A 13,344-nucleotide genomic window follows, 5' to 3' on the forward strand; every position below is an offset into this window, starting at 1 on the left:
CCTTCGCGGCTTCGCGTTCTTCGCGCGAGGCCGTATCGTTGTCTGCACCTTTTCAATCTTTACCGGCCCCTCAACGGGGCAGGGGTTCGGGGAGGTGACGCCGGACCGCCGCCTCAAGGTCTTCCCGGTGGACGAGCCCCTCCATCCGTTCTCTGACCTCGTCGCCGTCGAGGACGATGATCGTCGGCGTCACCCGGAGACGGTACTTCTGGATAAACTCCGGGTTCTTCACGGCATCGATCTCTTCTATCTCGATTCCGAGTTCCTTCTCGGCCTCGCGAAGGATCGGGGTCTGCTCATCGCACCCCATGCATCCTTCCTGGTAAAAACTGATCACCTTTACCGCCATGTAGGCGAGGTCGCAGGGAGATTATAAAAAACTGTGGGGGGGTGCCGTCACCCGGTTATTGCGCCGAGCGTGACCCGGGCGCTGCCGTAGCGGTGCGCGATCGTCATCGAGTCGGGGTTCTTGGCGATGACCTTGCCGAAGCGCAGCGCAGGCGTCTCGTTGCTCTCGTTGCCGAGGGAGATATCCGGCGTCGTCGTCAGCCCGAGCGGAACAAGGTCGCCCACCGCCGCCTCCGTGAAGTTGAGGCCGATGCCGGTGGCGTCCTCTTCGCTCAGGTTCATGGCGAGGTCGTTTTCCCCGTAGGAGAAACTGATCGTCTTCGTCTCGCCGGCCCGCATCCCGACGAGCCCGACGGAGATTGCGTTGGTTTCAAACCCGAGCAGGCCGAATCCCGAGAAGCCGCTGATCTGTGGGTGCAGCACCGGGATGACGGCGATATTCTCGCCCGAGACCTGGCCGCCGACGGGCATCTCCAGGCGTTGGGTCAGGAGGACAACGTTCCCCTTCTGGTACTCGCTCTCAAGGAGACTCTGGTCGGTCGTGATGAGCGGGCGCCCGTCCTCACCGAGAACCGTATAGTCAATCACCGCCGTGTTTCCTACCTGGGCAGCCGGTTTACTCTCGAACATCGGGGCGAGGTAGGTGCCGACCATGGCAACCGCAACCAGAAGGGCAATACCCACGTAGCCCCATTTCATCCACGGGGAGTTGTCGTCCTTCGAGGTATTCTGCTGTGTCTTTTTCATTATGAGTACAATCGCCGTTTGGTGAAATAAAATGGTATCTTCCGGGAGGGGATCGGGGCCTCACCAGATACATTTATAGTATATCACCACTACCTAAAGGTTAGGCCCGGACAACCCGGTCATCCGGGGCGATCCGGGTTTACAGAAGTGATTACAATGGCAAGAATAGACCGAGGACCATACCGCACAATATGGCAGGACTTCGACGACCTGATGGCCGAGATGGAGGGGAGGTTCCAGTCCATGCTCGGCGGGATCGGCGCGCGTGGAGAAGAGGTCCGGGGCCGGGTCGTCCCGGCGGTCCGTGACTTCCGCGTGGACGTCCGCGACCATGAGGACGAGGTGATCGTCGTTGCCGATCTCCCCGGCGTCGAGAAAGAGGACGTCGCCGTCCGGCTCGCCGATCCCCATCACCTGGAGATCAGCAGCAAGCGGACGGAAGAGACCGGGGATGAGGGGCGCGATTTCTTCATGCGGGAGCGGATCTACGGCCAGATGAGCCGCATGGTGCTGCTTCCGGCGGAAGTGACCGAGGAAGGCTCCGCCGCGTCGTTCAAGAACGGGGTTCTCGAAGTCCGGCTGAAGAAAGCGCCGACCGAGACCGGGACCACGATCCCCATTGAGTAACCATTTTTTGGTGTACGGTCCGGGTTCGACCGAACATTTCATCTCAGACCAGCGTGACACTATCATGATGGATAGGAAGCAGGTCAAGGATTACATGACCTACGACGTCGTCACCGTCAACGCCCACGGGACGGTCCGGGATGTCATCGAAGCCATTAAGCGGACGCACCACGACGGTTTTCCGGTCTTGGGGGACTCAAAAGAGGTGGTGGGCTACATATCGGCACGGGACCTCCTCTTTGCCCATCCGTCGACGCCGGTGGAGCAGGTGATGTCCCGCCACCTCATCGTCGCCGACCCGGAGATGAGCGTGAACGACGCCGCCCGGGTCATCTTCCGCTCCGGCATACAGAAACTCCCGGTCGTCAACGAGAAGAACGAGCTCATCGGGATCATGTCGAACGCCGATGTCATCCGGTCGCAGATCGAGCACGTCTCGCCGGAGAAGGTCTTCAAGTTCATCGAGACCCTGAAGAAACTCTACGGGGTCGAGCCGGCCTTGAGAAGGGGTTCCGTCCCGATCAACGACCTCCTGCCCACCCAGTCGAAGATCTACGAGGACGAACTGGAGGGGCGGATGTACGAGATCAAGAAGGGGCTTGCCGAACCCCTGATCGTGGTCAGGCGACCGGGCCGCTGGATCCTGGTCGACGGGCACCACCGTGCGATCGCGGCCAAACGGCTCGGGATCGCGAACCTCGACGCCTACATCATCGAGGTCAGGGAGAACATCGAGCTCGGGATGGAGCGGACGGCTAAGACGCTGAACTTAAAGACGCTCGACGACATCAAGGTGCTCGATTACGCCCGCCATCCCCTCGTCGCGCTGACCCACCGGCTTGTGCGGCACGGGTGAGGGGGCCCTCCGCGAAGGGAGGGGATTTCAGCCCTGTTGAAACGCTTTCCCCAGCCTCTGGATAACACCCGGTTGCCGGTATAGGTCGGTGATGTGGTCTCGCGCGAAGGAGCGAAGTCTGGATGGGTATTGACAGTCTCCCCTCGCGACTTTGCGGCTTCGCGTGAGTCGTCGAGGTATGAATCACCCGGAGATGATTCGTCCTCCGGGAGAGGATTTCAACAAAGCCGGGATTTCAGTCTTTTTCAGCCCGGAGATCGGGTCAGGGCATCGCCGATACGGTAACCCGCGGGTGCCCGGACTCTACGACCCTTCCGTCCGGGTATCGTAGTCCTCGTTCAGGACATGCTCTTTGACGACCGTCCCCTCGGGGATGATCACCTCCGGCCAGAGCCGGGTTCCCGAGTGGACGACGACGTTGCTCTTCAGGACCGCATGCGGCCCGATGACCGTGTCGTGCTCGATGTTGCACCCGCTGCCGATGAGGGTATCGTTGTCGATGATGCTCCCGCTCACCGTGCTGTCGCTGCCGACGATCACCCGGTTGTAGATCGACGAGGAGAAGATCTTCGCGTTCTTCTTGACGATGCAGCCCTCCCCGATGCTCGTATACGGGCCGATGATGACGTTCTCCTCGATGATCGTTCCGGCGCCGATCGCGACCGGCCCGATCACCCGGGAGTTCGCCGCAACCGAGACGCAGCTCCCCACCTGCACCGGGCCGAGGACCCGGGCGCCCTTGATGTAGAGGTCGCCGGAGATGTTCGTGAACCCGATATCCTGCAGTTTCCATCGTTCGGCTTCGCGAAGCGACCGGGGGCTGCCCACGTCCGACCAGTTGCCGCGGGCAAGCCAGGCTTTGAGGGGATAGCCCTTCTCCATCAGTTCGGGGAAGAGGTTGCGGGCGAAGTCGAACTTCTCGCCGGTCGGTATGTGATCGAAGATCTCCGGGTCGCAGACATACATCCCGGTGCTCGCGAGGTTCGAGAAGATCTCGCCCGGGCTCGGCTTCTCCTTGAACCGTTTGATCTGGTAGTCCGCATCGATCTCGGCGATCCCGTACTCCGTCGGGTCGTCGATGCTGATGAGGCCGATGGTGGTGATCGTGTCGTTGTTGAGGTGCTCGCGGTAGAACTCAAGCAGGTCGAGGCCCACCACGTGGTCGCCGCCGACGACCAGGAACGGCTGCTCCTCAAGGTATTTCTGGGCGTTCTTGACACTTCCCGCCGTCCCGAGTTTCGTCTTTTCGTGGACGTAGGTGACGTTGACCCCAAAGAGCGACCCGTCCCCGAGGGCCGCCTCGATGGCGTCGCTCATGTAGCCGAGGGTGATCACCACATCGTTGAACCCGAGGTTCGCAAGGTGTGAGACCAGGTGCTGGATGGAGGGTTTGTTGACGATCGGAATACACGGTTTTGGACGCCCGAATGTGAGGGGGCGGAGCCGTGTGCCCTCCCCTCCGCACATTATGCACACCTTCATAGCTCTTCCTTGTGCGCGTATCGATTTAACCCTTGGGATGAATATGCCCTCTCCCGCGAACCTTTATTCTCTGCTGCAGAGAGGATCTACAGGATGACGGCGTTTGAATGTAACCTCTGTGGGAAGTGCTGCATGCACGCAGGCGATGCGCTCATCGAGGTCGAGAAGAGGCTCACGAGCCGCGACTTCCTCTGCCGGCAGAAGATCGTCGGCGGCACGTTCCGTGCCCGGGTGGAGGAGCGGTTCCTCGACGCCTTCAGGGATACCACTGAAAACGAGAAGCACCGCTCCTGGTGCCCGTTCCTCCGGCCCCTCCCGGAGGAGAGGGGGAAATACGTCTGCACCATCCACAACAGCCGCCCGCTGATCTGTCGGTCGTACTCCTGCTGCACCATGCGGATCTTTGATCCCGCCGGCCAGGAGGTCGGGAGGGTGAAGGGGAGGAGGAGCCTCGAGACCGCCGATGCCGCCCTCCGCCGGTGCTGGGAGGAGGGGGTCGCAGGGCTCGCGACCGACGACGATACCGCCTGGAAGAGCGAGGTCGGCGCGATCCTCGGCCGGGCGGGATACCGGGTCGAGGCCTATGAGTGAATCGCGGCGCCTTACGGTCGTCCGGGGCCGGGTCCGGTGCACGGAGAAAGAGAGCGTTCCCGTCGAGCAGTGCCGGCTCTGCGTCCACTCTTCCCGCGTCGTGGTCAGAGGAAAGGAACTGCCGTCGCCGGCACGGGCCTACTGCAGCCGGTGCCGCGACGCACCCGATATCGATATGACGAAGGTCGAGGCGGTTCTCTGCGACGATACCGGAGGAGAAGGGTTTCGGAGCATCGCAACCATCATCAGCTGACCGGGCTACTTCCGCCAGAATTCCCAGGGATGTTTCGTCTGGAACGGAACGCCCTTCGCCTCGTTGTTCCAGTCGGTCTCGATCGTGTGGTGGACCAGCCGGACTTCGTTCCTGAGCTCGGTAAGGACAGCTTTGACGCCCTCAAGCTCCTGCTGGAGCCGGTTCAACTCCTCGGACGTCCGCGGCTGCCGGACCGTCGCCGCCCCCGCCTCCCTGGAGGCGAGACCGGCCTCGATCAACTCGAGGATCGCCTCGTTTCTCTCGAACGCGTGATCTCTGGCGAACTGATCGATCTGCTCCATCAGGTCGGGATCGAGCGCAAACGAACATCTCATCACCATAGGTCGTCCACCTCCTGTATTGTACCTATCCGCTGATTATAGTGTCTCCCACCCGGAGAAGGGCGAGCCTCATCCGATGCAGTGTCTTTCAAAAAAAGTGTCCGGGTCCTCTGCCGAGGAGAGCCCGGTCAACTGATATTTTCCATGTTGTATCCTTTCTGGGCGAGCAGGTCCTTCACCCGTTCGCGATGGTTGCCCTGCAGTTCGATCGAGGAGTCCTTGACCGTGCCGCCGCAGGCCAGTTTCGCCTTCAGGAACTTGGAGAGGTCTTCGAGATCGATGTCGTAGGGGTCGAGACCTTCGATGACCGTGACTTCCTTTCCATACCGGCGCCTGTTTATCTTTACGCTGATTCTCTGCTGTTCTTTTGCTACTTCTTCACAGATACACAGTTCTTTTGGCAGTCCGCAAGTCGGACATATCCCACCGTTCATTGCATGTACCTTTTAGCTCTCGTTATATATTGTTTGGCATGTCATCCGTCAATCCGGCAGAGATCGCACCCTAGCGAGTATATCTGGTCAGGCCTGCTCCGGTAGCGGTAGACGGTTGTGCCCTTGCACCCGAGGTCGTGGGCGAGGGAAAAGACGCTGGCGATCTCATCGACGGTTGCGCTCTGTGGCAGGTTCACGGTCTTGGAGACGGCGTTGTCCACGTGCTTCTGGAACGCCGCCTGCATCCGGACGTGGTGCTCCGGTGCGATCTCGGTCGCCGTCCTGAAGAGGTCGCGGGCATGATCGTCGAGGGGGAGGCCGGCGACCGTGCCGTGGCGGCGGACGTGATCCGCCACGTCTCTCCCGCCGACCCTCTTCGGCAGAAACCCGGCGACGAGGTCGCTCGCGACGCTGACCCGCCGGCCGTCGATCGTCCGGTCGTAGGCGAGCGAGAAGACCGGTTCGATGCCGCTCGTTGTGCCGGCGATGAGGTGGATCGAGCCTGTGGGGGCGATGGTGGTGACAGTGGCGTTTCGCATCTCCCCTGAGAAGACCGAGCCTTCGACTGCTGGAAACGATCCAAGTTCCCTCCCGAGCTCCTCCGAGCGTTCCCGGGCGGTCATCTGGATGCGCTCCATCAGGCTCCCCGCGAACCGGAGCGCCTCATCCGACTCGTAGGGTATCCCGAGGCGTATGAGCGCCCCGGCGAACCCCATGACCCCGAGGCCAATCTTGCGGGTCGACAGGGTCTTCTCCCGGATCTCGGGGAGAGGAAAGCGGTTCACGTCGATGACCGCGTCCAGGAAGTCGACGCCGCAACGGACGACCTTCGCGAGCAGGTCTTCGTCGAGGTCATTCTTTCTCACGCACCGGGCGAGGTTGACGCTCCCGAGGTTGCAGCTCTCGTAGGGGTGGAGCGGCTGCTCGCCGCAGGGGTTCGTCGCCTCGATGCGGCCGAGGTGCGGGGTGGTGCTCCTGCGGTTGATCTCGTCGAGGAAGAGCACCCCGGGCTCGCCGGTAGCCCAGGCGGACGCGGCGATGAGACGCCAGAGCGCTCGGGCGTCGATGCTCTTCCACACTGTGCCGTCGCGGGGGTTCGTGAGGTCATACGCCTTCCCCGCCGCAAGGCACGAGAAGAACCGCTCGTCGACGCCGACCGAGATGTTGAAGTTCGAGAGCCCCCCGTCCTGCTTCGCAGCGACGAACTCCTCGATGTCGGGGTGGGAGGCCGCGAGCACCCCCATGTTCGCCCCCCGCCGCCGGCCGCCCTGCCTGACCGCCCCGGTCGCCGCATCGAAGACCCGCATGAACGAGACCGGCCCGGTTGCGGCGCCCCTGACGGCGTTGACAGCGTCGCCCCGGGGCCGGAGGCGGGAGAACGAGAACCCGGTCCCTCCCCCGGACTGGTGGATGAGCGCCATGTGGCCGAGCGTCCCGAAGATCCCTTCGAGCGTGTCCTCCACGGGAAGGACGAAGCAGGCCGAGAGCTGCCCGGCGGGGGTGCCCGCGTTCATCAGGGTCGGGGAGTTCGGGAGGAAGAGGAGAGACGAGAGGAGCGAGAAGAACTCACGCGACCGTCCCGTCCCGCCCACGGCGCCGGCGACCCGGGAGAAGAGATCGTGCGGCGTCTCGCCGGGGAGGAGGTAGCGGCTCTCCAGGAGGAGGCGACCTTGCGCTGAGATCTCCATACGCTACAGATAAAACCCCGCCCTTAATAACCCGTCGTGTCCAACTCTTCTGCCGTTAATGTCTCTTATTGTGCTTGGAACTGCATCCCATGTCGGCAAGAGCGTGACCGTCGCGGCGCTCTGCCGTGCGCTCTACCGCCGCGGGATCCCGGTTGCGCCGTTCAAATCCCAGAACATGAGCCTCAACTCCTACGTCACGGCCGACGGGAGCGAGATCGGGATCGCCCAGGCAGTCCAGGCCTTCGCGGCCGGAGTCGAGCCGGAGGCCGACATGAACCCGGTCCTCCTCAAGCCCAGGGGAGATTCGGTCTCGCAGGTGGTGCTCCTCGGCCGACCGTATAAGGATGTGCAGATCCGGGACTACTACAGAGAGACCGATACGCTTCTCACCGAGGCCGTCGCCGCGTTCGAGCGGTTGCAGGGACGGTTCGGGAACGTGGTGGTGGAAGGTGCCGGGGGAGCGGCGGAGGTGAACCTCTACGACCGCGACATCGCGAACATCAGGCTCGCCCGCTCGCTCCGCCTCCCCATCCTCCTGGTCGCCGATATCGAGCGGGGCGGGGTCTTCGCCCAGGTCTACGGGACGCTCGCCCTCCTCCCGGAGGATATCCGGCCGCTCGTCGCCGGCGTGATCGTCAACAAGTTCCGGGGAGATCCCGGCCTCTTCGCCTCGGGCGTCACGAAACTCGAGGAACTCACGGGCGTCCCGGTGCTCGGGGTGGTTCCTTTCGCCGACATCCCCCTCCCGAGTGAGGACTCACTCTCGATCGCCGATAAAGGCGAGAGGGGGACCGCCAGCCCGGTCAGGATCGCCGTCCTCCGCCTCCCCCGGATATCGAACTTCACCGACTTCGAACTCCTCGAAGAGCACGCGGCGGTGGATTACGTCCCGGCCGGCGCGCCGCTCTCCGGCTACGACTGCATCATCCTTCCCGGGACGAAGAACACTGTCGAGGATCTCGACGTGCTGAACCGCCATGGCGTCGGGGAAGAACTCCGGGACGCCCGGGAGCGGGGCGTCCCGATCATCGGGATCTGCGGCGGCTACCAGATGCTCGGGAGCCGGATCGTTGATTCCGGGATCGAGTCGGAGACCCCCGCGGAGTACCGTGGGTTTGGGCTCCTCGACGTCGTGACGGCGTTTACCGGCTACCGCAAGACGACGGTGCAGGTCAGACGCCGGGCGACCGGCCCCGGCCCCATCCTCCCGGCGATGGGGGAGGTGGAGGGCTACGAGATCCACATGGGCGAGACGGAGCGCGGAGATCTCCCCGAGGCGTTCGTCGGGGAGGGGGTCGCGACCCCCGACGGCCTGGTCTTCGGGACGTATATGCACGGCCTCTTCCGAAACACCGGCGCCGTAAACGCCCTCCTCGCCTACCTCTCGGAGCGCCGGGGTATAGCCTTCCGGCCGGTCGCGGAGGCGAGCGGAGGCGCCCTCGGGGCCGCGGATGCGTATGATGAACTCGCCCGGCATTTCGAGGAGCACGTGGATATGGAGGCGATTATGGCGTGGTTCCGGGATGGGGAGCGGGCGGGGTAGGGGTCACCACTTCTCCTTTGTGGAAAGCCTCATCCGCACCCCGGGGCAAGGGCAGTGCCCGGGCATTGTCGGGGGAAAACCGTGCTCCGGGAAGTGCCGGGATTGCGCCTTTTCCTCCACTCCCGGTGGAGAACTGCACCTCAAACGCCGGCAACCCGGCCGTCAAAAAGAGAGAACCCGCTCCGGCCCATTCAGATAAAGAACCGGAACGCAATCCAGGCAATAAGCACCATGATCGCCGAGTACTTCAGCCCCGCGACCACCCGGCCTTCGCCCATGATGCCCGCTGCAAGCCCCGAGAAGAACCCCTGGATCAGAGCCGAGTGGCTGAAGATCCGGTTGTAGAGGAAGAGGTCGACGTTGCCCATGAACGACTGGGCCGAGCTTGAGCCCGACGCAGCCACCGCCTCGCCCGCCTCCGCCATCGTGGTGAGGAATGTGCCCGAGAGCACCCCGATGACGAAGAGGAAGACGAAGAACGACATCACGACGATGATCATGTAGATCATCATCCCGCTCTTGCGCTCCGACTGCAGGTTGAAGAACTCGTAGGCGTCGTGTGCCGCCGCCCGCAGCACCTCGCTCACGTCGCCGCCGGCGGAACTCGCGTGGGCGATCAGGTCGACGCTCCGTTCCGCGAGCGGGGTCTTCACGGTCTCCCCGAACCGCTTGATGGCCTCCACGAACGGGACGCCCCAGGACATCTCGGTATCCAGTTTACGGATATGCGGCGTGAGCGCCCCATACTCGCCTTCCGAGACGATATGGATGGCATGCGGAAGCGTCATACCTGAGTCGTTCATCCCGGCAACATCGCGGAAGAAGTTCGGGAGCGATGCTTCGACGCTCGATATGCGCCACGATTCCTTGAAGTCCAGGAGAGCAAGCGGCACGATGGCGATGAGGAGCGCAAAGACAAAGTAGTCGTCGATGACCGTCGTCGTGAAGAGGGCGCCGATACCGTAGGACGCGACGGTGCTCACGAACCCGCCGATGAAGAGGAGAAGCGCGAGCGGAACGGATATGAAGAGGGCGGTGTAGGGCTCCTCGATCATCACCTGGAGCGGGTGTTTGAGGAACCGGTAAAACCCTTCCTGGTACTTCCGCCGGTTCTCAACCCTGCCGAAGATCTCCTGGTCCTGCTCTACGAACCGCTCGGAGTCCGGGCCGTCGTCCACCGGAGCCACCTCTCCATCCGTGGGTTTCCGGTTTAAGAAATCGTTGAAAAGGTCTTTAAATCCCATATCACACCTCCGGGGTCATAGAACTGATCAGGATGATGAACATCATGCTCCCGAACGGGACGATCAGGTAGATGATGATGTAGAGGAAGAACGGATTCGAGTCGCCGGAGATGAGCGTCATGATCGACTGCAGGATGATCAGAAAGAGCATACCGGCAACCATCGCAGTGACGTAAGACTCCGCGATCAGCCCGAGCGTCTCTAAAAACGTCTTCTGCTGCTGATTGTTCTCAAGCGTATACTGGTGAGCCTTGGTGCGGAAGTACTCCGTGAGGTTGCTCCCGCTGGAGATGCTCGCAATCGCCCCCTGCAGGAACTCCCGCATCCGTTCGCTCGGCGTCGCCTGCGAGACCGAACGCAGGGCCTCGAGGAGATCCTTCCCGAAAAAGTCGGTCTCCCGGGAGACGTAGCGCGCCTCGACAGCGCTCTCGCCGTAGATCGTGCTCTGGCCAAGCAGCCGGAAGACCTCGTCGGGGGTGATCCCGGCCGAAGACATGGCGGTGACGTAGTTGATGGCGTACGGGAGGGTGGCGTCGATGTTGCGGCGGCGCTCTCCCGCCTGTATACCGGGATAGAGGAGGAAGATCAGGTAGGTTGCCCCACCGAAGATCAGGAGCGAGATGGCCGTGATGGCGACGGTGCCGAGCAGCATCTTGTGGTCGTTCAACGCGTACAGGAACTGCGGGACCGCCCCGCGGTAGACGATCATCTCCGGGACGCGCAGGAGGTAGGTCAGAAGCCCGATCAGCACGGCAGCGGCCAGCCCCACGATGATCGAGGAGACGTACGCAGTCGAGATATATGCCTCGAACGGGGTTGTCATCCGGGCCCCCATCATATCGTTTCTGAGGCTGATGTAGTCCCCCCGCTTCTCCTTCATGCTGTGTCCGATCAGGTTGAAGCAGAACCGTTCGTAACCGTTCATACGGAACCACCCTCCCCGTAGAGGTCTGAGCGCACCCGCTGGACGACCGTCTCCGGATCGCGGAAGTAGGAGACCAGGACCTTGCTCACGTCCTTGAAGTAGCGGATCTTCTTGATGCGCATCCATTCAAGGACTTCCTGCCGTCGTTTCAGCTCTTCACGCATCCGCTCCTCGCTCCAGCCCCGGTCTTCCATGATCTGTTCGAGGATGTAGGATTTGCCAGAATACCGGATCTCATCGGTTGCCGGGTGCCACCGGAATACCTCGTTCGTGATCAGTTCGTTCGTCCGGGGATCGATGTCCAGGATCTCGATGAGCTGCTTGTTGCGCCGGATCCGCTGGCCGCCGATACGGGCCTGCACCTGGATGGACATCAGGGAGAGGGCGGAGAGCATGTTTCTCGGCACGTCGATCGGCGGGTTCTCCAGACGGTGGACGGCGCTCGCCACCGAGTCGGCGTGCATCGTCGCGTAGGTGACGTGGCCGGTGCTCATCGCCTGGAAGAGGGTCAGGGCCTCCTTGCCACGGACCTCACCGACCAGGATGTACTCCGGACGCTGCCGGAGAGCGGCGCGCAGGAGTTCGTACATATCGATCTCGCCCCGCCCGTCCTGCGAGAACGAGTCGCGGGTGATGCTCGGGATCCAGTTCGGGTGAGGGAGTTTCAGTTCACGGGTATCCTCGAGGGTGACGATCTTCGCGAGCGGCGGGATGAAGAGCGATATGGCGTTCAGGGTCGTCGTCTTCCCGGACGCCGTCCCGCCGGCGAAGATGCAGGACTTGGCGTTCTCGACCGCAAGCCAGATGAACGCGATCCCGAGCGGCGAGAAGGTGTGCCACTCGATGAGGTCCGTCGGCGTGATCGGCTCCTCCCGGAACTTACGGATCGTGAACGTCGAGCCGTGTGCGGTCACTTCCTCCCCGAGCGTCATCTGGATACGCGATCCGTCGCTCATCGTGGCGTCCAGCATCGGCTCGGCGATGGAGATGTATTTCCCGGCCCGCTGGGCAAGTTTCGTGACGAACGAGTCGAGTTCCACATGATCGTGATAGACAAGGCTCGTCTTCATCGATTCGTACGTCGTGTGATAGACGAATATGGGGCTGTTCACGCCGTCGCAGGAGATATCCTCGATGTACTTGTCGTGCATCACCGGGTCGATCAGCCCGTCGCCGAGGAACTCCTTCTCGATATGATAGAGGATCTTCTCGCGCCCGAGCGGGTCGAGCCGGATCCCGTAGTCGGCGATGATCGTGTTCGCCGCATCGCGGAGCGCGACGCGGGCTTCTTCGCGGGTGAGGTCACGAGAACTGATGGTGAGCGTCTCGAAGAGTCGTTCTTTGATCTCCGCGAAGAGCACCTGCTCCCCGGGTGTGAGTATGGGCTCGATGACGTGGTAGGTATACTCGTGCGTCGTGCCGTCATAGGTCACCCGGACGTAGGCATATGGTTCGTTCACCGGGTAGAGTTCGATCTCCTCAAGTCCCGGTGACGGTCGCATAACGAGATCGACGAGCGGGCCGTGGAATGCAGGGTTATATTCCTCGACCACGGCGCCGGTCTTCGGCACCTGGAGTTTGCTGAGGAACCCGAACCGCGACCGGGGAGCCTCTTCGACCGGGGTCACCACCTGTGCGGCGGCCGCAGCAACCGAAGTGGAGGAGAAGGAATGAGAGAAGATGTCGTCAAACTCCGATACGACCCGGGCGCTATCGGCAAAATCAAACCGGTTCTCGCCACGGTTGATGCTCAGTTCTTCGATCGTGAACGTCGCGCTCTTCGGGAGGATCAGGTCCGCCAGGGTCCCGAGCTCCTCGACCGTGACCACACCGTCGGAGACCTCTTCTTCGGGGTCATCGACCGCCTCCACGATGGGGGGGTTCTCTTTCGGGGTCTCGGATTCCACGCTTTCCCGCCATCCTTTCACCCGATCGAGGATTCCCGCGGGGACATGAAACCGCGGGGCGGAACCCGGCGCGTCCGGTTTTGCAGCGAGCACCTCGGCCGCCGCCGGCGGGTCGGCCGGCATCTCCGGACTTAGAGGGAGCTCGTCCGTCTCTACGGCCGGGGCGGAGACGGCTTCTTCGGCGCCGCCCGGATCGCTCCGGCCGATCCGCTCGAGGAGCGCACGGACGGGATCGTTCTCGGCGGAGTTGTCCGACCTCGCCGCCGCGTCGATGAGCGAACGGATATCCGTGCTCTGTTGCACGGGGGGCGGCTCCGGTTGCTCATCAACGATTGGCCTTCGAACCTCCAGGACCGTC

The 13,344-nt window shown here is 62.6% G+C and carries 14 protein-coding genes; 5 read left to right on the top strand and 9 right to left on the bottom strand.

Features of this window, described 5'->3' with window-relative positions; genetic code table 11:
• Positions 1–70: 70 nt before the first annotated feature.
• The gene (locus tag FKB36_RS05115) at positions 71–349 is read right to left on the bottom strand and encodes a thioredoxin family protein (RefSeq protein ID WP_261596959.1); all 279 of its coding nucleotides are present in this window, start codon (positions 347–349) and stop codon (positions 71–73) included.
• Positions 350–396: 47 nt separating this feature from the next.
• Positions 397–1,095 carry a hypothetical protein gene (locus FKB36_RS05120; RefSeq protein WP_261596960.1) on the bottom strand — a complete coding sequence of 233 codons (699 nt, stop codon included), beginning with the start codon at positions 1,093–1,095 and terminating at the stop codon, positions 397–399.
• A 156-nt stretch (positions 1,096–1,251) separates the two neighbouring features.
• Between FKB36_RS05120 and FKB36_RS05125 the strand changes: the two genes are divergently transcribed.
• Positions 1,252–1,722 carry an Hsp20/alpha crystallin family protein gene (locus tag FKB36_RS05125; protein ID WP_261596961.1) on the top strand — a complete coding sequence of 157 codons (471 nt, stop codon included), beginning with the start codon at positions 1,252–1,254 and terminating at the stop codon, positions 1,720–1,722.
• 67 nt (positions 1,723–1,789) lie between these two features.
• Complete coding sequence (locus tag FKB36_RS05130; RefSeq protein WP_261597229.1) at positions 1,790–2,578, top strand: CBS domain-containing ParB/RepB/Spo0J family partition protein; 789 nt, start codon at positions 1,790–1,792, stop codon at positions 2,576–2,578.
• Between the two features lie 303 nt (positions 2,579–2,881).
• Here FKB36_RS05130 and FKB36_RS05135 read toward each other — a convergent pair whose 3' ends face one another.
• A complete protein-coding gene (locus FKB36_RS05135) occupies positions 2,882–4,060 on the bottom strand; it encodes an NDP-sugar synthase (RefSeq protein WP_261596962.1) in 1,179 nt (392 codons plus the stop codon).
• Between the two features lie 93 nt (positions 4,061–4,153).
• Here FKB36_RS05135 and FKB36_RS05140 point away from each other — a divergent pair, with 93 nt between their 5' ends.
• Both FKB36_RS05140 and FKB36_RS05145 read left to right on the top strand, forming a co-directional pair.
• Positions 4,154–4,651: a YkgJ family cysteine cluster protein gene (locus FKB36_RS05140; protein WP_261596963.1), complete on the top strand. Its 498-nt coding sequence runs from the start codon at positions 4,154–4,156 to the stop codon at positions 4,649–4,651.
• Entirely contained in the window at positions 4,644–4,904 is a 261-nt protein-coding gene (locus FKB36_RS05145; protein WP_261596964.1) for a hypothetical protein, read from the top strand. The genes FKB36_RS05140 and FKB36_RS05145 overlap by 8 nt, the downstream gene beginning before the upstream one ends.
• 5 nt (positions 4,905–4,909) lie before the next feature.
• Here the strand turns inward: FKB36_RS05145 and FKB36_RS05150 are convergent, their stop codons facing one another.
• The 3 genes from FKB36_RS05150 to FKB36_RS05160 form a co-directional block, all read right to left on the bottom strand.
• Complete coding sequence (locus FKB36_RS05150; RefSeq protein WP_261596965.1) at positions 4,910–5,245, bottom strand: ribbon-helix-helix domain-containing protein; 336 nt, start codon at positions 5,243–5,245, stop codon at positions 4,910–4,912.
• 128 nt (positions 5,246–5,373) lie between these two features.
• Positions 5,374–5,679: a stress response translation initiation inhibitor YciH gene (yciH, locus tag FKB36_RS05155; protein WP_011844832.1), complete on the bottom strand. Its 306-nt coding sequence runs from the start codon at positions 5,677–5,679 to the stop codon at positions 5,374–5,376.
• Positions 5,680–5,720: 41 nt separating this feature from the next.
• Positions 5,721–7,367: an adenosylcobalamin-dependent ribonucleoside-diphosphate reductase gene (locus tag FKB36_RS05160; RefSeq protein WP_261596966.1), complete on the bottom strand. Its 1,647-nt coding sequence runs from the start codon at positions 7,365–7,367 to the stop codon at positions 5,721–5,723.
• Positions 7,368–7,425: 58 nt separating this feature from the next.
• Between FKB36_RS05160 and FKB36_RS05165 the strand changes: the two genes are divergently transcribed.
• Complete coding sequence (locus tag FKB36_RS05165) at positions 7,426–8,910, top strand: cobyric acid synthase (RefSeq protein WP_261596967.1); 1,485 nt, start codon at positions 7,426–7,428, stop codon at positions 8,908–8,910.
• 191 nt (positions 8,911–9,101) lie between these two features.
• Here the strand turns inward: FKB36_RS05165 and FKB36_RS05170 are convergent, their stop codons facing one another.
• From FKB36_RS05170 to FKB36_RS05180, 3 genes are read right to left on the bottom strand one after another with little or no spacing between them, the layout of a single operon-like run.
• Positions 9,102–10,154 (bottom strand): type II secretion system F family protein, encoded by a 1,053-nt coding sequence (locus FKB36_RS05170; RefSeq protein ID WP_261596968.1) that lies wholly within the window; start codon positions 10,152–10,154, stop codon positions 9,102–9,104.
• 1 nt (position 10,155) lies between these two features.
• The gene (locus tag FKB36_RS05175) at positions 10,156–11,079 is read right to left on the bottom strand and encodes a type II secretion system F family protein (RefSeq protein WP_261596969.1); all 924 of its coding nucleotides are present in this window, start codon (positions 11,077–11,079) and stop codon (positions 10,156–10,158) included.
• On the bottom strand, positions 11,076–13,289 hold the full coding sequence (locus tag FKB36_RS05180; protein ID WP_261596971.1) for a type II/IV secretion system ATPase subunit: 2,214 nt from the start codon (positions 13,287–13,289) through the stop codon (positions 11,076–11,078). Before FKB36_RS05180 ends, FKB36_RS05175 begins: the two co-directional genes overlap by 4 nt.
• Between the last annotated feature and the right edge of the window lie 55 nt (positions 13,290–13,344).

This window comes from Methanoculleus formosensis (assembly GCF_025384765.1).
In the GTDB taxonomy this organism is placed as follows: domain Archaea; phylum Halobacteriota; class Methanomicrobia; order Methanomicrobiales; family Methanoculleaceae; genus Methanoculleus; species Methanoculleus formosensis.

Bases quoted from the DNA above. Each gene is read 5' to 3' on its own strand.
- FKB36_RS05115 (WP_261596959.1), bottom strand. From the start codon at position 349: ATGGCGGTAAAGGTGATCAGTTTTTACCAGGAAGGATGCATGGGGTGC.
- FKB36_RS05120 (WP_261596960.1), bottom strand. From the start codon at position 1,095: ATGAAAAAGACACAGCAGAATACCTCGAAGGACGACAACTCCCCGTGG.
- FKB36_RS05125 (WP_261596961.1), top strand. From the start codon at position 1,252: ATGGCAAGAATAGACCGAGGACCATACCGCACAATATGGCAGGACTTC.
- FKB36_RS05130 (WP_261597229.1), top strand. From the start codon at position 1,790: ATGGATAGGAAGCAGGTCAAGGATTACATGACCTACGACGTCGTCACC.
- FKB36_RS05135 (WP_261596962.1), bottom strand. From the start codon at position 4,060: ATGAAGGTGTGCATAATGTGCGGAGGGGAGGGCACACGGCTCCGCCCC.
- FKB36_RS05140 (WP_261596963.1), top strand. From the start codon at position 4,154: ATGACGGCGTTTGAATGTAACCTCTGTGGGAAGTGCTGCATGCACGCA.
- FKB36_RS05145 (WP_261596964.1), top strand. From the start codon at position 4,644: ATGAGTGAATCGCGGCGCCTTACGGTCGTCCGGGGCCGGGTCCGGTGC.
- FKB36_RS05150 (WP_261596965.1), bottom strand. From the start codon at position 5,245: ATGGTGATGAGATGTTCGTTTGCGCTCGATCCCGACCTGATGGAGCAG.
- yciH (WP_011844832.1), bottom strand. From the start codon at position 5,679: ATGAACGGTGGGATATGTCCGACTTGCGGACTGCCAAAAGAACTGTGT.
- FKB36_RS05160 (WP_261596966.1), bottom strand. From the start codon at position 7,367: ATGGAGATCTCAGCGCAAGGTCGCCTCCTCCTGGAGAGCCGCTACCTC.
- FKB36_RS05165 (WP_261596967.1), top strand. From the start codon at position 7,426: ATGTCTCTTATTGTGCTTGGAACTGCATCCCATGTCGGCAAGAGCGTG.
- FKB36_RS05170 (WP_261596968.1), bottom strand. From the start codon at position 10,154: ATGGGATTTAAAGACCTTTTCAACGATTTCTTAAACCGGAAACCCACG.
- FKB36_RS05175 (WP_261596969.1), bottom strand. From the start codon at position 11,079: ATGAACGGTTACGAACGGTTCTGCTTCAACCTGATCGGACACAGCATG.